This window comes from Tabrizicola oligotrophica, assembly GCF_011008935.1.
Classification (GTDB): Bacteria; Pseudomonadota; Alphaproteobacteria; order Rhodobacterales; family Rhodobacteraceae; genus Tabrizicola_A; species Tabrizicola_A oligotrophica.
The window spans coordinates 124,302-147,265 of sequence record NZ_JAAIVJ010000006.1 but is presented as its reverse complement, the minus strand read 5'-3'; the positions used below and the strand labels follow the sequence as shown (position 1 = coordinate 147,265).

Genomic DNA, 22,964 nt, shown 5'->3' with positions numbered 1-22,964 from the left:
GAATTCCCCGCCCTATTTCGCCTCTTCCTCAAGGTTCAGCTTCATGTCCAGCAGAACCTGTTGCAGTGCCAGCGTCTCGCGCAACAGGCGCTTTGCCTCGTTGATGGAAATCTTGCCGTCGCCGATCGCCGAATTGTATTCGCTCATCAACATGGCAAAGCGCTGCGCCAGCGTCACCACGTCCTGATTGACGCCGGAGGACGAGGCGTTGCGCTTTTCCGCGTCATAGCTCAGCGTGATGCCGCGCAGATCGGCCAAGGCCGCCGTCACATGCGGAAAGCGCGCGGCGCCCTCCAGTTCGGCCACCACGTCGATCGGCATGAACCGGTCGCCATGTTCGTCATTGTCGGAATAATACCGCCCCAGCGTCGCCTTCGACTTTCCCGTCAGTTCGCAGGCCGCCTCGATCCCCACATCCTTGACCAGCGCTTCGCTATGTTTCTTGAGATAGCTGGCGATACTCATGATCTTCAACCTCTGACCCAACTTCGGGGAATTCGCACTGGGTTTTCCCATTAATGCTTTGGTAGGTATTTGTCATTGATAAAGGTGTTCCGGTCCACCCGGAACAGTAATGAGTGGCCAGCGTCCCCAGCGCTGGCTTGGGTGGGGGTCCGCCGTGCTTCAATCCCGTCAGGGGTGGCCTTGGTTCCAAAGTTCCACGGTCGCGCGGTGGGCCCGTCAGCTTGGTGACGAATTTCCCTGTCGGGTCTGTCCCGGCGGTCAAGGTTCGCTGATGGCCCCCGCGCCCCCTGCCCCTGTTTCCGCCCCCTGCCAAGGCGCGGCGCCCCGCTCGGGCGCTTGCGCCCGGCTTGGGGCATCGGATAGACCGTGCCATGGCCAAGCTCTATTTCAACTATTCCACCATGAATGCCGGGAAGTCGACGCTTCTCCTGCAAGCCTCGCACAACTACCGCGAAGGCGGGATGGAGACCTATCTCATCACCGCCCGGTTCGACAACCGCGCCGGACAGGGCCAGATCGCCAGCCGCATCGGCATCGGCGAGACGGCCGATACCTTCACCCCCGGCGAGGATTTGTTCGATAAGCTGAAGGAACGGTTCGCCCAAAGCCGCGTCGCCTGCGTCTTCATCGACGAGGCGCAGTTCCTGTCCAAGGAACAGGTCTGGCAACTGGCCCGCGCCGTGGACGATCTTGGAGTGCCGGTGATGTGCTACGGGCTGCGGGTGGATTTTCAGGGTAACCTGTTTCCCGGCTCGGCCGCGCTGCTGGCCTGGGCCGATGAGATGCGCGAGGTGCGCACCATCTGCCATTGCGGCAAGAAGGCCACCATGGTGGTGCGCAAGGGGCCGGACGGTCTGCCGCTGAAGGACGGCGATCAGGTGGTGATCGGCGGCAATGAGACCTATCAGAGCCTGTGCCGCCGGCACTGGCGCGAGGCGGTGGAGGCCTGAGGCTCAGCCTTCCTGCGCCCGCGCCCTGAGCGCGATCATCGTCCCCGCGGCCACGATCAGCGCCATGCCTGCGACTGCCAGCGGCTCCAGCCCTGTGCCCCAGATCACCCATGTCCAGAAGGCCGAGGCCGGCAGGATGATGTATTCCAGCACCGAGGCGCGGCTGGCGTCGGTGACCTGATAGGCGCGGATCATGAAGCCGACGCCGATCAGGCTGCCCGCCGCCTGCACGGCGGTCCAGAAATAGAACCCGCCCGAGGCCCAGACCGGCCCACGCTGCAGGAAGCCGTCGGCCCCGGCGGGCACCTCCAGCGGAAAGAGCGTCAGGAACACCATGCCAACCGCGCCGATGATGCCAAGCGCGGCGAAAAAGCCCGCCAGCAGCGTCTGCGCCGTCTCGCCCTCGCACCATTCGCGGGTGGCGATGTTGCCCATCGCGTAAAGCGCGCCGGCCAGGATGGGCAGCACCGCGGCCAGCGACGCCCCACCCATCGCCTCGGGGCCAAGCACCAGCAGGACACCGACGAACCCCAGCGCCACCGCGATGATCCGCACCGGGCCGATCCGGTGCCCATAGGCAAAGCGCGAGATCAGCAGCACCCAGATCGGCGCGGTGAACAGCCCGGCCGCCACCAGGGCAACATCAAGAAACGCCAAAGCGCCGAAATAGATCACCATGGCCGTGCCATGGATGGCCGAGCGCGCCACCACTGCCCCCCAGTTGCGCGGCCGGACCCGCCAGCCGAAGACCGCCGCGCCAAGACCGAGCAGCACCGCCGTCATGCAGGAGCGGGTGAAATGGAACTGCCACAGCCCCGCCTCCTCGGCGATCACCCGGACGTAATTGTCGGTAAAGCCGATGATGAAGGCATAGATCGAAATCAATCCGGCAGCCAGCAAGGTCCGGTCTTTGGTCGCAGTCACGGCAAGATCCTTCGCATTTATCGCTTCCCCTTTGCCCGCTTCCTTCGCAAACTGCCCGCCGGAAAGCGACATTCCACGGCAGAGGGGGCAAGATGGGTTGGCTGGCAGATGAAACCGGACTGGAAAAGACCGCAGCGAACTTTGCCGCGCTGACGCCGCTGTCGCATCTGAAACGCGCCGCCGGGATTTATGCCGGCCGCACCGCGGTCGTCTGGAAGTCCACGCGGCTGTCCTATGCCGACTATGCGGCCCGTGTCAGCCGTCTGGCCAGCGCGCTGGACCGTCGCGGCCTGCGGCCCGGCGACGTGGTGGCGACGCTGCTGCCCAACATCCCCGCCCAGGCCGAGGCGCATTTCGGCGTGCCGGCCTGTGGCGCAGTATTGAACACCATCAACACCCGGCTGGATGCCGACACCGTCGCCTATATCTTCGGCCATGCCGGGGCGAAGATCCTGCTCTGCGACACCGCCTTCCTGCCCCTGGCGCAAGAGGCGAGCCGCCGGATGGAGGGGCCGGCCCCCGAGATCATCGAAGTGGTGGACCATGGCTTCACCGCCTCGGGCGACCACCTGACCTATGAGGAGCTTTTGGCCGAGGGCGACCCCGACGCGCCTTGGCTGATGCCCGAGGATGAATGGGAATCCATCGCCATCAACTACACCTCGGGCACCACCGGGCGGCCGAAGGGGGTGGTCTACCACCACCGCGGCGCCTATCTGGCCACAACTGCCAATGCCATCGCCTGGCGGATGCAGCTTTTCCCGGTCTATCTGACCATCGTGCCGCTGTTTCACTGCAACGGCTGGTGCCACACCTGGATGGTGCCGATGATGGGCGGCACGCTGGTCTGCTGCCGCGATGTGACGGCTAAGGCGATCTATGAGGCCATCGCCGATGAGGGCGTGACTCATTTCGGCGGCGCCCCGATCGTGCTGAACACCATCATCAACTGCAAGGACGAGGACCGCCGCGCCTTTTCCCATATGGTCGAGGTATTCACCGCCGGCGCCCCGCCGCCCGCCGCGACGCTGGCCGCCTTTGAACCCCTGGGCTTCAACGTGACGCAGGTCTACGGCCTGACCGAAACCTATGGCCCGGCCACCGAATGCCTGTGGCAGCCGGAATGGGAGGCGGAAACCGGCGAGGCCCGCGCCGCCCTGAAGGCGCGCACCGGGGTCGCCATGGCGATGCTGGAGGGCGCGGAGGTGCAGGACGATCAGGGCCAGCCCGTACCGCGTGACGCGGCCCATCTGGGCGAGATCGCCATGCGCGGCAACATGGTGATGAAGGGCTATTACAGAAACCCCGAGGCCACGGCAGAGGCGTTCCGCGGCGGCTGGTTCCGCTCGGGCGACATCGCGTTCCAGCATCCGGACGGCTATCTGAAGATCACCGACCGCGCCAAGGACATCATCATCTCGGGCGGCGAGAACGTCTCGTCGGTCGAGGTCGAGGGCGCGCTGATGCACCACCCCGCCGTCAGCCTTTGCGCCGTGGTGGCCAAGCCCGACGACAAATGGGGCGAGGTGCCTTGCGCCTTTGTCGAGCTGAAACCCGGTGCGACGGCGACCGAGGCGGACCTCATCGCCCACTGCCGCGCCCGGCTTGCCGGGTTCAAGACGCCCAAGCATGTGGTTTTCACCGAATTGCCGAAAACCTCGACCGGGAAGATCCAGAAGTTCGAGCTGCGGGCGGTGGCCAAGTTGCTGGGCTGAGGGTCAGTAGATATAGCGGATCTGTTCCGTCCAGTACCGCTCCATCCGCTTCAGCGAGGTGTTCATCTGGTCCATGCCCGCGGCATCGACCAGCCCGCGCTTGGCCAGACCTTCGGCGTGGCGCGAGAAAAGATCGGCCAGCATGCCGCGCACCCGCCGGCCCTTTTCCGTCAACCGCACCCTGACCGAGCGCCGGTCGATTTCCGAACGCTGGTGGTGCATATAGCCCAGATCCACCAGTTTCTTCAGGTTGTAGGACACGTTCGAACCCTGATAATAGCCGCGCGATTTCAGCTCGCCCGCCGTCACCTCGTTCTCGCCGATGTTGAACAGCAACAGCGCCTGCACCGAATTGATCTCAAGGATCGCCAGCCGTTCGAATTCATCCTTGATGACGTCCAGAAGCAGCCGGTGCAGCCGTTCGACCAGCGCCAGATTGTCGAGATAGCCCGCCATCATGGCCTTTTGCGAGCCATCCAGAACCGGGGAATGCATTGTCATGTCGGCCTCCTGAGCAGAAAGGATCTCAGGCGGAGACTGCGGACAAAACGCAAACATAACGTAAACATTTCCGGCAATTTTCGGGCTTTTCAACGAAACCCGAGGACCGCCCCGGTCAGAACCACTGCCCCGGCTCCATCAAGCCAAGGTCCATCAGTTGCTGGGAATGCCACTCGAACCGCACCGAATTGTGCCAGCGGAAATCATGGATGTCGAACATCGAGCCGGCATTGCTGCGCAGGGCCTTTGCCGTGCGGAAGCTCATCACCGTCGTGGTGATGTTGTTGTGCCAAGGGCAGGCATAGGTGTTCATCTCCTCATCGGTCAGGGTGAAATCCGGGCGCATCTCCAGCCCCGGTTTGGTCTTGAACAGGGCGATCCGGTCGATCTTGCGCCGCGCCGGGGGGATGTGTTCCTCGAACCGCCAGCGCAGCCCGCCGAAGAAATCAAGCTGGCGTTCCTTGGGGTAATTGTGGTTGGCCGGATCGGGGCGGCCAAGGGCGTAATAACCCGAACGGTCGAGATGCGCCTGCTCCAGCGATACCGCGTTCGCAAACCGGCCCAGATCATCGGCGTAAAGGTCGATGACATAGGACAGCATCGCATCGCGGCGCTCCTCGGCGTGAAACGTCACCAGTTCGCGCACATTGCGGGCCTCGCAGAACGGGTGGAACAGGTATTCGGCGTTGTAGCAGTAATAAAGCCAGATCCCCGGCGCCGCCTCGATCACCCGGTTAATCGCCTGCACCAATGCCCCTTCGGCATGGACGTCATGGGTGATCCACTGGATCTTTCCGGCCAGCGGATCGGGAACAAGAATGCCCTCTGGCGCCAGCAGCAGCACCTGCACGAAGCCTGCCGCAAGATGGTGGCGCAGCGTGGTGTCGACCTCGACCGGGTCTTCGGCAAAGACGATGGCCACCGGCCCCTTGGCAAGCGTTTCCCTGCCGTCGGTCAGGAACTGGTCGAGCGAGGAATAGCGCATGGGGGCCTGCCGGTTGGATTGCCCCGCAAATTCAGTCAATGTTCCGCCCATTGCAAGCGCCGGATCGGCTGCATTTGGCCTTTGCGTTGCGAAGGGGGCGAGTTTGGCATATGGGCAAGGCCTGCAAACAGGTGCGCCATGGCCGATCCGAAGAAGCTTTTCATCAAGACCTACGGCTGTCAGATGAACGTCTATGACAGCGAGCGCATGGCCGAGGCCATGGGCGCCGAAGGCTATGTGCTGACCGAGGCCGCCGAAGAGGCGGACATGGTGCTGCTCAACACCTGCCACATCCGCGAGAAGGCCAGCGAAAAGCTGTTCTCGGATCTGGGCCGGTTGAAGCCCTTGAAACAGGCCAAGCCCGAATTGAAGATCGGCGTCGCCGGCTGCGTGGCGCAGGCCGAGGGCGATGAGATCCTGCGGCGGATGCCGCTTGTCGACATCGTGGTCGGCCCGCAGGCCTATCACCGCCTGCCCGAAATGGCCCGGGCCAATGGTCAGGCGGTGGACACCGACTTTCCCGAGGAAATGAAGTTCGACCGCCTGCCCGAGCGCAAGGCGCCGCGCGGTCCGACGGCTTTTCTGACGGTGCAGGAAGGCTGCGACAAGTTCTGCGCCTTCTGTGTAGTGCCCTACACCCGCGGCGCCGAGGTGTCGCGCCCGGTGGACCGCATCCTGACCGAGGCGCGCGGGCTGGTGGAGCGTGGCGTGCGCGAACTTACCCTCTTGGGGCAGAATGTGAACGCCTATCATGGCGCGGGGGCCTCGGGCGATTACACCTTGGGCCGTCTCTTGCGGGAAATGGCGCGGATCGACGGGTTGGAACGGCTGCGCTATACCACCAGCCACCCCAACGACATGGACGACGACCTGATCGCCGCCCATGGCGATCTGCCGCAGCTGATGCCCTACCTGCATCTGCCGGTTCAGTCGGGGGCGGACCGCATCCTGAAGGCGATGAACCGCAAGCATACCGCCGAGCAATATCTGCGGCTGGTCGAGCGTATCCGCGCGGCGCGGCCCGACATCCTGCTGTCGTCGGATTTCATCGTGGGCTTCCCCGGCGAAACCGACGCCGATCATCAGGCGACGCTGGATCTGGTGCGGGCGGTGGGCTTTGGCGCGGCCTTCACCTTCAAGTATTCCGCCCGCCCCGGCACCCCTGCCGCCGAGAAACCCCCGGTTCCGACCGAGGTTGCCGATGCACGGCTTTATGAATTGCAGGCGCTCATCACCGAACAACAGCGCGCCGCGCAGGACGCCATGGTCGGGCGCGAAGTTGGCGTGCTTTACGAAAAGCCCGGCAGGCTGGCCGGCCAGATGGTGGGCAAATCCGACCACCTGCACGCCGTGCATGTGACCGACCCCGAAGGCCGGGTGGGCGAACTCGTCCGGGTGCGAATCTCGGCTTCGGCCACCAATTCGCTGGCGGCAGTCCGCGTCGGCTGATCGGCGGCCTTCGCGCGCATTGCTTCTACCCCGGAAGCCCCCCGCGACACGCCCCCGAGATCCCTCCGATCTGCGGCGGCAGGCCCAAGTGGCCAAGGAAAATCCGCTTTACTTCACAAAACCGTGCGGGCAAATCTCGAGTATTGTCAGTAACGGCCCCTGCCAGGGCCGAAATCATAAATGGGGGCTGCCATATTGGAACGCATGTCCAAAACGGTGCTGGGTCTTGTTACGGGGGCAGCACTGGCTGTCGCCGGCTTTGGTGGAGCGGCCTTCGCCCACCCGTCGAAAACTCCACACGAAGCGCATCAGACGATCGAAGGGCCACAGGTCACCGGGCAAATCCAGTGGGGCGTCTGGATTGACGACGACGGCTGCATGCACTGGTGGGCCGATGGCGGCCTTGAAGGCTACATGCTGGACCGGGTGAACCCCAAGACCGGCAAGCCGGTCTGCCTCAAGCGCAACACCTGCCTTGTGGAAAACACCGACACCCTGTTTGCCACCGACAGCCACAAGCTGACCCCGGCCGGCCTGCGCCGGCTTGAAGACTTCTTCCGCAGCGCCGGGGCCTTTGGCTATGCCATCTACGGCCATACCGACAGCCGGGCCTCCGACGAATACAACATGGGCCTGTCGCAGCGCCGCGCCAAATCCGTGGCCGACGTCGCCCGCGCCATGGGGGGCATGGTCGACCGCGAGATCGGCTATGGCGAACGTCGGCCGATCGCCACCAATTCGACCGCGGCAGGCATGCAGAAGAACCGTCGCGTCGAAGTCGTCTGCTATCGGTGGTGATGAACAGGATGGACAAGATGAACACGTTGAAACTCGCCACCGGTCTTGTGTTGGCCACCCTGATCTCGGGCTGCGTTGACGGCCTGACGCCTTACAACGGCACCCCCGACACCGTGATTGCCACCGCCTATGACAAGGGCCGCGACAAGGGCGTTCTGGAAGAGGGCCATGCCGCCATCGCCTATGACCCGGACGGCTGCCAGGGCTGGATCATCGACGACGGCGTCGAAGGCTATTCGGGCCGCCGCTATGACCCGGTCAGCGGCCTGCCGGTCTGCGACAACCAGTATCCGCCGGGAACCGTGCTGAAGGACTACCAGTCGCAATCGCCGGGCCTGAAGGATTATGTGCCGGGCTGGGCCCAGCCCTGACCTTGCATCCTCGACGGCTTGCGCCCATCTGAAGGACAGGGGCCATGGCGCGAGCCGTGGCCCTTTGCCTTTTTGCAACCTGCCCCAGTCCCGCTACATCTTGTGGGATTGTCACGAAAATGAGGCACTTCTTGACGAAACTTGCGCCTGTCCTGCGGAATTTTCTTGCTCCAGAGCCAAAACCGGAGGACGATTCGAATGTGTCCCTCTCATGACCACGACTCTGACAAGGAGACCCAATTGGGCATCAGCGCGCTGACCCCCCCGTCCCGCCCCGAGGATGTTGTCGAAACAGTCCTCGAATTTCCCGACAATCGCCTGTTGATCGGCCTCTGCGGCGAGTTTGACCGCAATCTGGCGCAGATCGAACACCAGATGGGCGTGCATGTGCTGCGGCGCGGCAACCGGCTGTCGGTGATCGGAGACAAGGAGGCGCGCGAACAGGTGGCGGCGGTCCTGCGCGGGCTTTATGCCCGGCTGGAGGCCGGCCGTTCGGTCACGGCGGGCGACATTGACGGCGCGATCCGCATGGGCCGCCCGATGCCCGAAACCACCCGCCCCGAAGGCGAACAGATCGAGATGTTCACCGCCGGCGGCATGGAACTGCGCACCCGCAAGAAACCTATCGAGCCAAGAACCGAAGCGCAGAAGGAATACGTCAAGAACCTGTTTGCCAATGAACTTGGCTTCGGTATCGGCCCGGCCGGCACCGGCAAGACCTATCTTGCCGTGGCCGTGGGCGTGACCATGTTCATCTCGGGGGCGGTGGAAAAGATCATCCTGTCGCGTCCGGCGGTGGAGGCGGGCGAAAGGCTCGGCTTCCTGCCCGGCGACATGAAGGAAAAGGTCGATCCCTACATGCAACCCCTGTACGACGCGCTGAACGATTTCCTGCCGTCGAAACAGGTGCAGAAGCTTCTGGAGGAAAAGCGCATCGAAATCGCCCCCCTGGCCTTCATGCGCGGCCGCACCCTGTCGAACGCCTTTGTCGTTCTGGACGAGGCGCAGAACGCCACCACGATGCAGATGAAGATGTTCCTGACCCGTCTGGGCGAGGGCAGCCGCATGGTCATCACCGGCGACCGCACGCAAGTCGACCTGCCGCGCGGCGTGACCTCGGGTCTGGCCGATGCCGAGCGGATCCTGAAAGGCGTGAAGGGGGTTTCCTTCAACTACTTCACCTCGAAGGATGTCGTGCGCCACCCGCTGGTCGCCCGCGTGATCGAAGCCTATGAAAAGGACGAGGCGCAATCTGGCTGAGCCTGACGCGCGGTGGGCCGCATGGCTTGCCGCGCGGCCCTTTCCCCGCTAGGCAGCGCGCCATGGAACCGCTTGTCGATATCGTCATCGAGGATGACCGCTGGGACGCCGTCGGGCTCGAGCCTTTGGCCGACCGTGCGATCCGCGCCGCGCTGGCCGAACTGGGCCTTGCGCCGGAGGGCTTCACGCTGTGCCTGATGGGCTGCGACGATGCCCGCATTCTGGAGTTGAACGGCGATTTCCGCGGCAAGGCAAAGCCGACGAATGTGCTGAGCTGGCCATCTGACGAGCGCGGGGCCGAGGCAGAAGGCGACATGCCCGTGCCGCCCGAGCCCGGCGAAATGGACGATCCCGAATCGTTGGGTGACATTGCGATGTCGTATGACACCTGCGCCCGCGAGGCGCAGGAGGCCGAAAAGCCGATGGCCGACCATGTCACCCATCTGGTCGTGCATGGTTTCCTGCATCTTCTGGGCTATGACCACATCCGCGACGGCGATGCCACGCTGATGGAGGCTACCGAAGTGCGCATACTTGCGCGCCTGGGTCTTTCTGACCCATATTCATGAGGTCCGGCAGGTTGGCCGGATGTTTGGGACAAAGGACCAATGGGAAGTAGCAACGACGGCTCTCCTGCGGCGCAGGGCGCGCAGGACGGTGATGACGACGGCTCCGAACAGGGACCGCGCACATTCCTTGGGCGTATTCTCAGCGCCTTTTCTCCCTCTGACAGCCAATCCGGCGGGGAAGCCGCGGACCGCCCGGCCAGTGCCGCCGCCGCCGGCCCGGCCCAACTGGGCCTTGCCAACCTGCGCAAGCTGCGGGTCGATGACGTCGCCATCCCCAAGGTCGAGATTGCCGCCGTGCCGCTGGATATCGGCAAGGACGATCTGGTCGAAACCTTTCGCCAGCACGGCTTTTCCCGCCTGCCGGTCTACAAGGGCACGCTGGACCATCCGCAAGGTCTTGTCCTGCTGAAGGACCTCGCCTTGCAGCACGGCTTTGGCGCCACGGGCCGCTTCAGCCTGAAGCGCCTGCTGCGCCCGCTGCTTTACGCGCCGCCCTCGATGCCAGCCGCGACGCTGTTGCAGAAGATGCAACGCGACCGGGTGCATATGGCGCTGGTGATCGACGAATATGGCGGGGTGGATGGTCTGGTGACCATCGAGGACCTGATCGAAACCGTCATCGGCGAGATCGACGACGAACATGACGAGGTCGAAGGCGCGCTCTGGAAGGAAGAAAAGCCCGGCGTGTTCCTGGCCCAGTCCGTAGCGCCCCTGGAGGAGTTCGAAGCCGCCATCGGCATGACGTTGCGCACCGATGAGGATGACGCCGAAATCGACACGCTTGGCGGTCTGGTCTTTGTCCGCACCGGCCGTGTGCCGGCGCGGGGCGAGGTCGTGGCCCACGAAAGCGGGGTGGAGTTCGAGGTGGTCGATGCCGACCCCCGCCGCATCAAGCGCTTGCGCGTGCGTCTGCCCGGCGCCGGCAGCGCCAAACCGGCCGAGCCCGACGAGGCGTGAGGCGCATCTGGCACAGCCGCCCCGGCCCGCGCCCGGCCGTGCTGGCCCTTGTTGCCGGGGCGCTGGGCGCGCTTGGCCATGCGCCGCTCTATCTCTGGCCGCTGACGCTGATCGGTCTTGCCGCGCTGGCCCGGCGTGTCGCTCTGGCGGAAAGGGGTGCGGGTTGGATCGGGCTGCTTGGCGGGATGAGCTATGGCGCGGTGGCACTGTCATGGATCGTCGAGCCCTTCCTGATCGAGCCGGAAACCTACGGCTGGATGGCGCCCTTTGCGCTGGTGTTCATGGCGCTTGGTCTGGGCCTGTTCTGGGCCACCGCGGCATGGGCCGCCCGCGCCCTGCCCTTCCGCGCCCCGGCTTTCGGCTTTGCTCTGACGCTGACCACGGTGGAGTTTCTGCGCGGCCATATCCTGACCGGCTTTCCCTGGGCCATGCCCGGCCATGTCTGGATTTCTACCCCCGTGGCGCAGCTTGGCGCCTGGGTCGGCCCGACCGGGCTGACGCTGGGCCTGCTGCTGCTGACGGCCGCACTGTCCGCCTTGCGCTGGCGGCAGGCGTTGGCGGCAGGCATAGGCCTTGCCGCCGCCTGGGCCTTTGGCCTGTGGACCCTTGCCCAGCCCCTGCCCCCTGACCGTGCCGCCACGCTGCGGCTGGTGCAGCCTAACGCCGAACAGGCGCTGAAATGGGACCCCGATCAGGCCCGCGTGTTCTTTGACCGTCTCTTGACCGCCTCTGCAGCCCCCCCGCGCCCCGATCTGGTGATCTGGCCGGAAACCGCCCTGCCCTATCTGCTGGAGCGTCACGCTGACCTTGCGCCGATGATTGCCGCCGCCGCCCAAGGCGCCCCGGTGGCGCTTGGCGTCCAGCGCGAGGAAGGCAGCCGGTTCTGGAACAGCCTGACCGTGATCGACCCTGACGGTGGCCTTGGCCAACGCTATGACAAGCACCACCTCGTGCCCTTTGGCGAATACATTCCGCTGGGCGATCTGGCCTTCCGCCTGTTTGGCCTGCGCGCCTTTGCCGCACAGCACGGCGCGGGCTACTCGGCCGGCGACGGGCCGAAGCTGGTCGACTTCGGTCCCGGGATGGGCCGCGCCCTGCCCCTGATCTGCTATGAGGCGGTGTTCCCGCAAGACGTGAACGCTGCGCCAGAGCGCCCTGACTGGCTCTTGCAGATCACCAATGACGCCTGGTTCGGCACCCTCTCCGGCCCGTTCCAGCACGCGGATCAGGCCCGGATGCGGGCCATCGAGCAGGGCTTGCCGCTGGTGCGGGTGGCCAATACCGGCGTCACGGCGGTCTATGATGCGCGCGGGCGCGAACGGGCCAGCCTGCCCTTCGGCCGCGAAGGCCATCTCGACAGCGCGCTGCCTGCCCCACTGCCCGCGCCGCCCTTCGCGCGCTACGGCGAAGCCCCGGCGTTGCTGTTACTGGCCGGGCTCGCCCTGATGTCGATCCGCCGTCAAAGCGCCAAGCTTTCTTGACCTTTGCCCGGCAATCGGCCAAGGAAGCGGGCAGACTGCCACAACGGCTTCCTGGCGTGGCAGGTTACTCATATCGGAGCACTTCCATGAGCAGAAAGAACTACGTCTTCACCTCGGAATCGGTGTCCGAGGGCCATCCTGACAAGCTGTGCGACCGGGTGTCGGACGCGGTTCTCGATGCCTTCCTGACCGAAGAGGCCAATGCCCGCGTCGCCTGCGAAACCTTCGCCACGACCGGCCGCGTCGTGGTCGGCGGCGAGGTCGGCCTATCCGACAAGAAGGCGCTGAAGGTGATGAAGGACCGGGTGGAGGACATCGTCCGCGCCTGCGTCAAGGACATCGGCTATGAACAGGACGAGTTCCACTGGGAAACCCTGAAGGTGCAGAACTACCTGCACAGCCAGTCGGCGCATATCGCGCAGGGCGTTGACCGCGACGGTGCGGGCGATCAGGGCATCATGTTCGGCTATGCCTGCCGCGAGACGCCGGAACTGATGCCGGCGCCGATCCAGTATTCCCACGCCATCCTGCGCCGTCTGGCCGAGGTGCGCAAATCCGGCGCCGAGCCGACGCTGCGCCCCGACGCAAAATCGCAGTTGTCGCTGCGCTACGAGGACGGCAAGCCGGTCGAAGTCACCTCGATCGTGCTGTCCACCCAACATGCGCTGGAAAGCCAGACCTCTGCCGACATCCGCGCCATTGTCGAGCCCTATATCCGCGAAGTGCTGCCCTCGGGCTGGATCAGCGAAAAGACCGAATGGTGGGTGAACCCGACTGGCACCTTTGTCATCGGCGGCCCCGATGGCGACGCGGGCCTGACCGGCCGCAAGATCATCGTCGACACCTATGGTGGTGCTGCCCCGCATGGCGGCGGCGCGTTCTCCGGCAAGGACCCGACCAAGGTCGACCGTTCGGCGGCCTATGCCGCGCGCTATCTGGCCAAGAACGTGGTCGCCGCCGGTCTGGCTGAGCGCTGCACCCTGCAGGTCTCCTATGCCATCGGCGTCGCCAAGCCGTTGTCGATCTATGTCGACACCCACGGCACCGGTCAGGTCGAGGCCGAGCGCATCGAACATGCCGTCATGGAATGCATGGACCTGACCCCGCGCGGCATCCGCGAGCATTTGCAGCTGACCCGGCCGATCTACGCCCGCACCGCCGCCTATGGCCACTTCGGTCGCGCCCCCGAGGCCGATGGCGGCTTCTCCTGGGAAAAGACCGATCTGGTCGAGGCCCTGAAAAAGGCGGTCTGACACTGCCTTCCGGCCCAAGGACAGCGCGCCGCCCGCAGCCCGGGCGGCGCAGTCCTTTACCCCGCCGGGGTGAATTTGATCGCAATGTCGCCAGCGCGCTTCTGGGCAGCCAGAAACTCCGCCGAGGTGAAGGCCTGAACCGTCTTGAGCCCCGTCACTGAGCCCGTGGCGCCTGCCACGATCATCGCCGCCAGCATGTCCTGAAGATTGTCGGCCTGAATGACCATCAGGAAATCGGTGTCGCCCGTCGTCAGGTAATAGGCCTCAAGCTTGCCGCCCGCAGCGGAAACCAGCGCCGATGTCGCGGCTTCGCGGTCCGACGGCTTGGCCAGCATCCCCTTCATCCCTGACGAACTGTAACTTCCGGTGACGATGTAGCGTGACATCATATTCCTCCCCGACACCGCCTGCGGCCCGCTGCCACAAGTCCGGCGCCGCCGCGCAGGATAGCACGGGCCGCTCCCGAAGTATTGCGCGTCGCCGGCGGTCGGGCCGATTGACCGGGGCGCAATTGCGCAGTAGGGGGCATATCTTCGCAAGGAGCCATGCCATGACTGCGACCGACGTCTCCGGATTGACCCAGCTGGGCCAGAAGGCCGACCTGCCCGCCTCGCCCGATCAGGCCATTCTGGAAAGGGTTCCGGCCGGCCATGCCGGCACGCTCTATGTCGTGCGCTTCACCGCGCCGGAGTTCACCTCGCTTTGCCCGATGACCGGCCAGCCCGACTTTGCCCATATCGTCATCGACTATGTGCCGCGCGACTGGCTGGTGGAATCGAAATCGCTGAAGCTTTACCTGCACAGCTTCCGCAACCACGGCGCCTTCCACGAGGATTGCTCCATCGACATCGGCAAGAAACTGGTCGCCCTGCTCGATCCGGTCTGGCTGCGCATCGGGGCCTATTGGTATCCGCGCGGCGGCATCCCGATCGACGTCTTCTGGCAGACCGGCACTCCGCCCGACGGCGTCTGGATCCCCGATCAGGGCGTCGCCCCCTATCGCGGCCGCGGCTGAACCCGCCCTTGCGAGCCTCGCCGATCAAGGCTAGAGGCGCGGCAACACTCACGGGGCCCTGGTCATGTACAACTCAGCCGAACGGCGCAATTTCTATGGCCGGGTCCATGGCAAGACGCTGCGGGCGTCGCAGAAAACCTACCTGGACGAAGACCTCGCCCGGCTCAGCCTGCCCGGCGTGACGCTGGACAGCAATCCCGTACGCGCGCCCCTTGACCTTGCCCGCTTCCACGGCAAGCCGCTCTGGCTGGAGATCGGCTTTGGCGGCGGTGAACATCTGGTCCATATGGCCGCCACCTATCCGCAGGTCGAGATCATCGGCTGCGAGCCCTTCGTGAACGGCATCGCCATGCTGCTGGGCAAGATCCGCCAGGCCAAGGTTGCGAACCTCAGCCTGCATCCCGGCGATGTGCGCGACCTGTTCGACGTGCTGCCCGATGGCTGCCTGTCGAAGGTGTTCCTGAACTACCCCGACCCCTGGCCCAAGGCCCGCCACCACCGCCGCCGCTTCGTGACGCAGGACTACCTGCGCCCGCTGGCCCGCTGCATGGCCCCCGGCGCCGAGCTGCGGGTGGCCACCGACATTCCCGATTACGTCCGCCAGACGCTCGAGGAAGTTCCGCAGGCCGGCTTCGACTTCGTCCAGCAAACCGGCCCGGGCGAGGCCTGGGAGGACTGGCTCTCCACCCGCTACGAACAAAAGGCCCTGCGCGAAGGCCGCCAGCCGCATTACCTGACCTTCCAGCGCCGCGCGGGTTGAACCTGCGGGAGCCTCCGGCGGGGACATTGGCACCAAGATAAAGGCCCTTTCATCTTGGCAAAAATACCCCCCGCGGAGCGTCCGACATTTGCCAAAGGCCCGGCACCTCAGGCAATGGACCCCGCCCGCCGCTTGCGCTATCAGGCGGACAACGGGAATGAGGGAGACAGGGCATGTCCGGCCATGGTGACGCACAACCGATGACTTCCGCCAAGTGCGGGCCTTTGAAGGGCATGGCCTCGGTGCCGGGCGACAAGTCGATCTCGCACCGCTCGCTGATCTTCGGCGCGATGGCGGTGGGCCAGACGCGGATCACCGGGCTGCTGGAGGGGCAGGACGTGCTGGACACCGCCTCGGCGATGCGGGCCTTCGGTGCGACCGTGACGCGCCACGGCGAGGGCGCTTGGTCGGTGAACGGCGTCGGCGTCGGCGGGTTTCAGGAGCCGGCGGACGTGATCGACTGCGGCAATTCGGGCACCGGGGTGCGGCTCATCATGGGCTGCATGGCCACCACGGCGATGACCGCGACCTTCACCGGCGATGCCTCGTTGCGCAAGCGCCCGATGGGCCGCGTGACCGATCCCTTGTCGCTGTTCGGAACGCAAGCCTATGGCCGCAAGGGCGGGCGTCTGCCGATGACCGTGGTGGGCGCGGCCAATCCGGTGCCGGTGCGCTATGCCCTGCCTGTGGCCTCGGCGCAGGTGAAATCGGCGGTGCTGCTGGCGGGGTTGAATGCCCCCGGCCAGACTGTGGTGATCGAGAAGGAACCCACCCGCGACCATTCCGAGCGCATGCTTCTGGGCTTCGGCGCCGAGCTGACGGTCGAAAAGACGCCCGAGGGCAATGTCATCACCCTGACCGGCCGGCCCGAGCTGCGGCCGCAGACGGTCGCCGTGCCGCGCGACCCGTCCTCGGCGGCCTTTCCGGTCTGTGCCGCGCTGATCGTGGAAGGCTCGGACATCTTCGTGCCCGGCGTTTCCCAGAACCTTACCCGCAACGGGCTGTATCTGACCCTCGTTGAAATGGGGGCCGAGATCGAGTTCCAGAACCCGCGCGAGGAGGGCGGCGAGCCGGTCGCCGATCTGCGCGTGCGCTTCAGCGCCGACATGAAGGGCATCGAGGTGCCGCCCGAGCGCGCGCCCTCGATGATCGACGAGTACCCGATCCTGTCGGTCGTGGCGGCCTTCGCCAGCGGCAGGACGGTGATGCGCGGGGTCAAGGAGTTGCGGGTCAAGGAAAGCGACCGCATCGACGCCATGGCCCGCGGGCTGGAGGCCAACGGGGTGAAGATCGAGGAGGACGAGGACACGCTCATCGTTCATGGCATGGGCGCCGGCGGCATGCCGGGGGGGGCGACCTGCGCCACCCATCTTGACCACCGCATCGCCATGTCCTTCCTCGTCGCCGGCATGGCGGCGCAAAAGCCGGTCTCCGTAGATGACGCCTCGCCGATTGTCACCTCTTTCCCGATCTTCGAGAGCCTGATGAACGGCCTCGGCGCCGAGATCCGGCGCGGGTGATCCGACGAGAAGCCAACGGCGCGCGAGGAGGCGGCAATGATCTTCACGGTGGCGATCGACGGCCCGGCAGCGGCGGGCAAGGGCACAATCAGCCGGGCTGTGGCCGCGCATTTCGGCTTTGCCCATCTTGATACCGGGGCGCTTTACCGGGCCGTGGGGGTGAAGGGCGGCGATCCGGTTGCCGCCGCGCAAACCCTGACCCCCGAGGATCTGGCGCGCGACGACCTGCGCACGCTCGAGGCCGGGCAGGCCGCCAGCCGTGTCGCGGTGATCCCCGAAGTGCGGGCCGCCCTGTTCGACTTCCAGCGCCGCTTCGCCAGGGCCGAGGGCGGCGCAGTGCTGGATGGCCGCGACATCGGCACAGTGATCTGCCCCGAGGCCGAGGTGAAACTTTACGTCACCGCCAGCCCCGAGGTGCGGGCGCACCGCCGCTGGCTGGAACTGGGCGGCGACGCGGCCGAGGTTCTGGCGCAGGTGAAAGACCGCGACGCCCGCGACATGGGTCGGGCCGACGCGCCCCTGCGCCCGGCAGCGGATGCAGTGGAGATCGACACCAGCGAGCTTTCCATCGAGGAGGCCGTGGCGCGGGCCATCGAGGTGGTGCGCGCACGTCTGGCCTAGGCATTTCGCCGCCGGTGCCGCCGCCGTTTCACCCTTGCCCCGCAGGGGATTCGCGCCTATACGCGGCCCCGGAAAGGGTCCGGCGCTGCCGTGGCCCCTTTGTCATTTGAGCAGCAAGACCGGCGGAGCCAACCGCATGGCCTGTGAAAACGAAAGAAAAGGAACTGAACTGAATGTGCGCTAAAGCATCCATGGACGAATTCGAAGCCCTTCTGAAGGAAAGCTTCGAGATTGACACCCCCGAAGAGGGCACGGTTGTCAAAGGCAAGGTCATCGCGATCGAAGCGGGCCAGGCCATCATCGACGTCGGCTACAAGATGGAAGGCCGGATCGATCTGAAAGAATTCGCAAACCCCGGCGAAGCCCCGTCGATCAACGTGGGCGACGAAGTCGAGGTCTACCTTGACCGCGTGGAAAATGCCCGCGGCGAAGCCCAGATCAGCCGCGAGAAAGCTCGCCGCGAAGAAGCCTGGGACCGTCTGGAAAAAGCCTACGCTTCCGAAACCCGCGTCGACGGCGCGATCTTCGGCCGCGTCAAGGGTGGCTTCACTGTCGATCTGGGCGGCGCTGTTGCGTTCCTGCCGGGCTCGCAGGTTGACGTCCGTCCGGTGCGTGATGCCGGCCCGCTGATGGGCATGAAGCAGCCGTTCCAGATCCTGAAAATGGACCGTCGTCGTGGCAACATCGTTGTCTCGCGCCGTGCGATCCTGGAAGAATCGCGTGCCGAACAGCGCGCCGAAGTCATCGGCAACCTGACCGAAGGTCAGATCGTCGACGGCGTGGTCAAGAACATCACCGAATACGGTGCCTTCGTTGACCTCGGCGGCGTGGACGGCCTGCTGCACGTCACCGACATGGCATGGCGCCGCGTCAACCACCCGTCCGAGATCCTGACGATCGGCGAGACCATCAAGGTCCAGGTCATCAAGATCAACAAGGAAACCCACCGCATCAGCCTCGGCATGAAGCAGCTGCAGTCGGATCCGTGGGATGCGGTTGAAAAGCTTTACGCGCTTGGCACCGTCCACAAGGGCCGCGTCACCAACATCACCGATTACGGCGCCTTCGTGGAGCTGGAAGCCGGTGTCGAGGGTCTGGTTCACGTCTCGGAAATGTCCTGGACCAAGAAGAACGTCCACCCCGGCAAGATCGTCTCGACCTCGCAGGAAGTCGAAGTCATGGTGCTGGAAATCGACAGCGCCAAGCGCCGCGTGTCGCTCGGCCTCAAGCAGACCCAGCGCAACCCGTGGGAAGTCTTTGCCGAAACCCACCCGGTTGGCTCGGCCATCGAAGGCGAAGTCAAGAACATCACCGAATTCGGTCTGTTCGTCGGCCTCGACAACGACATCGACGGCATGGTTCACCTGTCCGACCTGTCGTGGGACCAGCGTGGCGAAGAAGCCATCCAGTCCTATCGCAAGGGCGACGTGGTCAAGGCCGCCGTCACCGAGGTTGACGTCGAGAAAGAGCGCATCTCGCTCTCGATCAAGGCGCTTGGCGACGACACCTTCACCGACGCCGTTGACGGCGTGAAGCGCGGCGGCATCATCACCGTCGCCGTCACTGCCATCGAAGACGGCGGCATCGAGGTGGAATACAACGGCGCCAAGTCGTTCATCCGCCGTTCGGACCTGTCGCGCGACCGCGCCGACCAGCGCCCCGAGCGCTTCAACGTCGGCGACAAGCTCGACGTGCGCGTCACCAACATCGACCCGAAGACCCGCAAGCTGGGCCTGTCGATCAAGGCGCGCGAGATCGCCGAAGAGAAGGAAGCCGTGGAACAGTATGGCTCGTCCGATTCGGGCGCCTCGCTGGGCGACATCCTTGGCGCAGCCCTCAAGGGCGGCAACAAGTGATCTGATACGCTTTGTATCGGAAACAATGACAGGAGGCCCCGTTGCAAGACGGGGCCTCTTTGTCATTCCGGCAGTCGTTGCAGCGAAAACGTTTGTGCGGGCGGAAAAATTTTGCCTATAGTCTTGTTGAAAAACAACAGGTGGCGGCTTCAAGGGTCCGAAAACAGGGCTCATCCGACCACGCAGGGGGATGATACGGATGATCCGCTCGGAACTGATCCAGAAGATTGCAGACGAAAACCCGCATTTGACGCAGCGCCATGTCGAGCGGATCGTCAACACGGTCTTTGAAGAGATCATCGAGGCTTTGGCCAAGGGCGACCGGGTGGAACTGCGCGGCTTTGGCGCTTTCTCGGTCAAGGCGCGCGATGCCCGGATCGGGCGTAACCCGCGCACCGGCGAGGCGGTCAAGGTCGATGACAAGAAGGTGCCCTTCTTCAAGACCGGCAAACTGCTGCGCGACCGGCTGAACGGCAAATAAGCCGCACTTGCCTCTGCCCGCCGCGCGCCCGATATTGGGGCAAAGCAATGCCTGGGGGCCGGGATGATCCGCTATCTGCGTTACCTGTTTCTTGCGGTTCTTGCCCTGTCATTGCTGACGGTGGCGATGGCGAACCGCGCGCCTGTGCAGATCAAGGCCCTGCCCGATGACATCGCGGCCTTCACCGGGCTTGCCTGGCAATTGGAATTGCCGCTGTTTCTGGTGATCTTCGGCGGCATGATCGCCGGTCTGTTGATCGGTTTCGTCTGGGAATGGTTGCGCGAACGCAAGCACCGCAGCGCCGCCAGCCGGCAAAGCCGCGAGGTGACGCGGCTGGAGCGGGAACTCGCGGTGATGAAGGACAGCGTTTCGGTGCCGAAGGACGATGTTCTGGCAATCCTTGAAAAACCGAAGGCGTGAGATGCCCGATATCCGCGTCAAGATCTGCGGCCTGAAGACCGAAGCCGATGTCGCCGCCGTTGCGGCCACCGGCGCGGCCTATATGGGGCTGGTGTTCTTTGCCAAAAGCCCGCGTCACCTGAGCATTGAACAAGCGCGGCGTCTGGCCTTGGTCGCGCCGGTCGGGCTGGCCAAGGTGGCGCTGACGGTCAATGCCGATGACGCGACGCTGGATGCGATCACCGAGGCGATGCCGCTGGACATGCTGCAACTGCATGGCCATGAGTCCCCCGACCGCGTGGCCGAAGTGCGCGCCCGCTATGGCCTGCCGGTGATGAAGGCGGTGGGCGTGGCCGACGAGGGCGATCTGGCGGCGGTGTTCGACTATTCGCTGGTGGCCGACCAGATTCTGGTCGACGCCAAACCGCCGAAAAACGCCGCGCTGCCGGGCGGCAACGGGTTGTCCTTCGACTGGCGGCTGGTGGCGCAGCGCCGCTGGCTGCGGCCGTGGATGCTGGCCGGCGGGCTGACGCCCGAAAACGTGGCCGAGGCGATCCGGCTGACCAACGCGCGGCAGGTGGATGTATCCTCGGGCGTCGAAAGCGCGCCCGGGGTAAAGGATGCAGGCCGGATTGCCGCCTTCGTGAAGGCCGCGATGATGGACGGCCCGCCGATCCTGCGGTGAGGCGGGGGGTGGGGTGAGACCCCACCCCATCGGGTCAGAACGCCTTGAAGGTCATCGTGGTCAGGGTTTTCACGATGCCCGGAATGTCAAACAGCCGGCCCGACAGGTAATGGCCGACATCCTCTTCGTCCGGGATATAGACCTTGGCGATCAGGTCATATTCGCCCGAGGTCGAGTAAAGCTCGCTCACCACTTCGCGGTCATAGATCGCGTCGGCAACCTCATAGGTCTTGCCGGGGGTGCAGCGGAACTGGACGAAGACGCATTTCATGGGCAGGCTCCTGTGGCTGGCCCCCGGGGGTTTCACACCCCCGGACCCCCGCGGGATATTTGAGCCAGTATGAAAGTGTTTGGCCTAGGCTAGCGGCTTTGGCGCGGCAGGAAAAGCCTAGTCGTCGTTGGATCGCAGCTCCAAAGGCGCAGCAGCAGGCTTGAGGTCGGCCACGGTGAGGGGATAGGTCGGGCGGCCAAGCCGGTTGCGCACCACCCACAGCAGGCGCTTTTCGGCGCGGGTGATGGCGACATAGGCGAGGCGCTTCCAGAGCGGCACGCCGGCTTCGGTCCGGCCCGCGGCGGCGGCGGCGTAAAGGTCGGGGGCGAAGACCTGCACGGTCTCCCACTGGCTACCCTGCGCCTTGTGGATTGTCACCGCCGCGCCGTGCAGGAAGGCCGCGCCCATGGTGGCGGCGTGCGGGATGAAGGGTTCTTCCTCGTCGGGCTTTTCGATCTTGATGATCGAGGCGGCGGAGAGCTGCGGCTCCTCGGCGCCGATGACATGAAGCTTGGCAAAGCCGGGGCGGTTGCCGGGGCCAAGGTAGATCACCTGCGCGCCCTTGATGAGGCCGCGCGCCTCGAGGTCGATGCGTTTCTTGCGGTGCTTCAGCGGCAGTTCGATGCCGTCGCAGATCAGCGGTTCGCCGGGCAGCAGGTCATCCTCGGGCGCGCCATGGGCGGCGCGGAAGGCGGTGATGAGCCGGATGCGGGTGGCGTTGCGCCACACCAGCACCGGGCTGCGCGCCATCAGGTCGGCGTCCACCCGCTCGGCCCAGACCACCCGGTCGTCGCGCCGGGCGGTTTCCTGGACCAGCCGTTCGAAATCGTCAAAGCCGACGCGCTCATCGGCCAGGGCATGCGCCAGATCGAGGATCGGATTGTCCTGCGTTTGTCGGTGGATGCGGTGCAGGGTCAGCTTCAGCGGCTCGGCCAGATTGTCGAACACCATCTCGCCGCTTTGGCCCACGGGGGCCAGCTGCGCCGGATCGCCGAACAGCACCAGCGCCGGGAAGATCTCGCGCAGGTCGCCAAGCTGGCGCTCGTCCAGCATCGAGCTTTCGTCGACGAAACCCACGTCCAGTGGTTCTTCGCGCCGTTTCCAGCCCTTGATGAAATCGCTGCCGCGCAGACCCGCCGCCGCCAGCGCGCCGGGGATCGAGGCCACCTGGTCGTAAAACGCCTTGGCCCGGTCGAGCGCCAGTTCGGTCAAGCCTTCGACCACCGGGCGGGTACCTTGCCCGGTCAGCCATTCGGCGATCTTTTCGTATTGCGGGTCATAGACCGGGGTGTAGAGGATGCGATGGATGGTAGTCGCCGGCACGCCGCTCAGGCGCAAGACCGAGGCAGCCTTGTTGGTAGGGGCCAGAATCGCCAGCGTCCGGCGGTCCTTGCGGCGGCGGCCTTCGTAATCGCCCGAGACGATGTCGACACCCGCCCCCTGCATCGCCTTGTAGAGATTGGCCAAAAGCATGGTCTTGCCCGACCCAGCCTTGCCGATCACGGCAAGAACCGAGGCCTTGCCCTCGGCCCGGGGCGTCAGCGTTCCTTCGGCAAGGTCAATGCCCATGGACAGAAGGCTGGCCGCCACGCGGTCATAGGCTTCGGCCTGATCGTCGGAAAAGGTAAGGGTCGGCAGCATGGGCCGACCATAGGCGGTCGGCCCGGAAAGGGCCAGT

General features: G+C 65.1%; 25 protein-coding genes and 1 riboswitch. Of the genes, 18 read left to right on the top strand and 7 right to left on the bottom strand.

The features are described from left to right. Positions 1–12: 12 nt before the first annotated feature. The gene (locus G4Z14_RS11715) at positions 13–465 is read right to left on the bottom strand and encodes a hypothetical protein (protein ID WP_227751685.1); all 453 of its coding nucleotides are present in this window, start codon (positions 463–465) and stop codon (positions 13–15) included. A 371-nt stretch (positions 466–836) separates the two neighbouring features. On the opposite strand from G4Z14_RS11715, the gene G4Z14_RS11710 reads away from it, so the two are divergent. Beyond that, entirely contained in the window at positions 837–1,415 is a 579-nt protein-coding gene (locus G4Z14_RS11710) for a thymidine kinase (protein ID WP_164625912.1), read from the top strand. 3 nt (positions 1,416–1,418) lie between these two features. Here the strand turns inward: G4Z14_RS11710 and G4Z14_RS11705 are convergent, their stop codons facing one another. After that, positions 1,419–2,339 (bottom strand): DMT family transporter, encoded by a 921-nt coding sequence (locus G4Z14_RS11705; protein ID WP_321573029.1) that lies wholly within the window; start codon positions 2,337–2,339, stop codon positions 1,419–1,421. A gap of 92 nt (positions 2,340–2,431) precedes the next feature. Between G4Z14_RS11705 and G4Z14_RS11700 the strand changes: the two genes are divergently transcribed. Further along, a complete protein-coding gene (locus G4Z14_RS11700; RefSeq protein ID WP_164625908.1) occupies positions 2,432–4,054 on the top strand; it encodes an AMP-binding protein in 1,623 nt (540 codons plus the stop codon). Positions 4,055–4,057: 3 nt separating this feature from the next. On the opposite strand, the gene G4Z14_RS11695 is transcribed toward G4Z14_RS11700, so the two are convergent. Both G4Z14_RS11695 and G4Z14_RS11690 read right to left on the bottom strand, forming a co-directional pair. Then, a complete protein-coding gene (locus G4Z14_RS11695) occupies positions 4,058–4,555 on the bottom strand; it encodes a MarR family winged helix-turn-helix transcriptional regulator (RefSeq protein WP_164625907.1) in 498 nt (165 codons plus the stop codon). 115 nt (positions 4,556–4,670) lie between these two features. Next, positions 4,671–5,540 (bottom strand): hypothetical protein, encoded by an 870-nt coding sequence (locus G4Z14_RS11690; protein ID WP_164625905.1) that lies wholly within the window; start codon positions 5,538–5,540, stop codon positions 4,671–4,673. A gap of 138 nt (positions 5,541–5,678) precedes the next feature. Here G4Z14_RS11690 and miaB point away from each other — a divergent pair, with 138 nt between their 5' ends. The 8 genes from miaB (at position 5,679) to metK (ending at position 13,678) form a co-directional block, all read left to right on the top strand. Continuing rightward, the gene (miaB, locus tag G4Z14_RS11685; RefSeq protein ID WP_164625903.1) at positions 5,679–6,989 is read left to right on the top strand and encodes a tRNA (N6-isopentenyl adenosine(37)-C2)-methylthiotransferase MiaB; all 1,311 of its coding nucleotides are present in this window, start codon (positions 5,679–5,681) and stop codon (positions 6,987–6,989) included. Positions 6,990–7,193: 204 nt separating this feature from the next. Continuing rightward, complete coding sequence (locus tag G4Z14_RS11680; protein WP_227751684.1) at positions 7,194–7,787, top strand: OmpA family protein; 594 nt, start codon at positions 7,194–7,196, stop codon at positions 7,785–7,787. Positions 7,788–7,804: 17 nt separating this feature from the next. Next, entirely contained in the window at positions 7,805–8,158 is a 354-nt protein-coding gene (locus tag G4Z14_RS11675) for a hypothetical protein (protein ID WP_164625901.1), read from the top strand. A gap of 240 nt (positions 8,159–8,398) precedes the next feature. Continuing rightward, positions 8,399–9,418, top strand: a complete 1,020-nt coding sequence (locus G4Z14_RS11670; protein WP_227751683.1) for a PhoH family protein — start codon at positions 8,399–8,401, stop codon at positions 9,416–9,418. Between the two features lie 62 nt (positions 9,419–9,480). After that, positions 9,481–9,987, top strand: a complete 507-nt coding sequence (gene ybeY, locus G4Z14_RS11665) for an rRNA maturation RNase YbeY (protein WP_164625897.1) — start codon at positions 9,481–9,483, stop codon at positions 9,985–9,987. 39 nt (positions 9,988–10,026) lie between these two features. Continuing rightward, positions 10,027–10,944 carry a hemolysin family protein gene (locus G4Z14_RS11660; protein WP_164625887.1) on the top strand — a complete coding sequence of 306 codons (918 nt, stop codon included), beginning with the start codon at positions 10,027–10,029 and terminating at the stop codon, positions 10,942–10,944. Continuing rightward, complete coding sequence (gene lnt, locus G4Z14_RS11655) at positions 10,941–12,425, top strand: apolipoprotein N-acyltransferase (protein WP_407703829.1); 1,485 nt, start codon at positions 10,941–10,943, stop codon at positions 12,423–12,425. Before G4Z14_RS11660 ends, lnt begins: the two co-directional genes overlap by 4 nt. Before the next feature lie 32 nt (positions 12,426–12,457). Further along, a riboswitch (SAM-SAH riboswitch) is annotated at positions 12,458–12,506 on the top strand. Between the two features lie 5 nt (positions 12,507–12,511). Beyond that, positions 12,512–13,678 (top strand): methionine adenosyltransferase, encoded by a 1,167-nt coding sequence (gene metK, locus G4Z14_RS11650; RefSeq protein ID WP_164625886.1) that lies wholly within the window; start codon positions 12,512–12,514, stop codon positions 13,676–13,678. Between the two features lie 56 nt (positions 13,679–13,734). On the opposite strand, the gene G4Z14_RS11645 is transcribed toward metK, so the two are convergent. After that, entirely contained in the window at positions 13,735–14,064 is a 330-nt protein-coding gene (locus G4Z14_RS11645; RefSeq protein WP_164625884.1) for a GYD domain-containing protein, read from the bottom strand. A gap of 164 nt (positions 14,065–14,228) precedes the next feature. On the opposite strand from G4Z14_RS11645, the gene queF reads away from it, so the two are divergent. The 8 genes from queF to G4Z14_RS11605 all read left to right on the top strand — a co-directional run bounded on the left by queF (position 14,229) and on the right by G4Z14_RS11605 (position 21,015). Then, a complete protein-coding gene (queF, locus tag G4Z14_RS11640; RefSeq protein ID WP_164625882.1) occupies positions 14,229–14,693 on the top strand; it encodes a preQ(1) synthase in 465 nt (154 codons plus the stop codon). 64 nt (positions 14,694–14,757) lie between these two features. Next, positions 14,758–15,453: a tRNA (guanine(46)-N(7))-methyltransferase TrmB gene (trmB, locus tag G4Z14_RS11635; RefSeq protein WP_164625880.1), complete on the top strand. Its 696-nt coding sequence runs from the start codon at positions 14,758–14,760 to the stop codon at positions 15,451–15,453. A gap of 173 nt (positions 15,454–15,626) precedes the next feature. Beyond that, on the top strand, positions 15,627–16,973 hold the full coding sequence (gene aroA / locus G4Z14_RS11630; protein ID WP_164625878.1) for a 3-phosphoshikimate 1-carboxyvinyltransferase: 1,347 nt from the start codon (positions 15,627–15,629) through the stop codon (positions 16,971–16,973). Positions 16,974–17,009: 36 nt separating this feature from the next. Beyond that, entirely contained in the window at positions 17,010–17,594 is a 585-nt protein-coding gene (locus G4Z14_RS11625) for a (d)CMP kinase (RefSeq protein WP_164625876.1), read from the top strand. 173 nt (positions 17,595–17,767) lie between these two features. Then, the gene (gene rpsA, locus G4Z14_RS11620) at positions 17,768–19,450 is read left to right on the top strand and encodes a 30S ribosomal protein S1 (protein WP_164625874.1); all 1,683 of its coding nucleotides are present in this window, start codon (positions 17,768–17,770) and stop codon (positions 19,448–19,450) included. Positions 19,451–19,649: 199 nt separating this feature from the next. Beyond that, complete coding sequence (gene ihfB / locus G4Z14_RS11615; RefSeq protein ID WP_164625872.1) at positions 19,650–19,931, top strand: integration host factor subunit beta; 282 nt, start codon at positions 19,650–19,652, stop codon at positions 19,929–19,931. 63 nt (positions 19,932–19,994) lie between these two features. Then, the gene (locus tag G4Z14_RS11610; RefSeq protein WP_227751682.1) at positions 19,995–20,351 is read left to right on the top strand and encodes a lipopolysaccharide assembly protein LapA domain-containing protein; all 357 of its coding nucleotides are present in this window, start codon (positions 19,995–19,997) and stop codon (positions 20,349–20,351) included. 1 nt (position 20,352) lies between these two features. Then, entirely contained in the window at positions 20,353–21,015 is a 663-nt protein-coding gene (locus tag G4Z14_RS11605; protein ID WP_164625870.1) for a phosphoribosylanthranilate isomerase, read from the top strand. A gap of 34 nt (positions 21,016–21,049) precedes the next feature. Here the strand turns inward: G4Z14_RS11605 and G4Z14_RS11600 are convergent, their stop codons facing one another. Then, a complete protein-coding gene (locus tag G4Z14_RS11600; protein ID WP_164625868.1) occupies positions 21,050–21,286 on the bottom strand; it encodes an Lrp/AsnC family transcriptional regulator in 237 nt (78 codons plus the stop codon). 117 nt (positions 21,287–21,403) lie between these two features. After that, positions 21,404–22,927 carry an ATP-dependent DNA helicase gene (locus tag G4Z14_RS11595; protein WP_164625866.1) on the bottom strand — a complete coding sequence of 508 codons (1,524 nt, stop codon included), beginning with the start codon at positions 22,925–22,927 and terminating at the stop codon, positions 21,404–21,406. Positions 22,928–22,964: the final 37 nt, after the last annotated feature.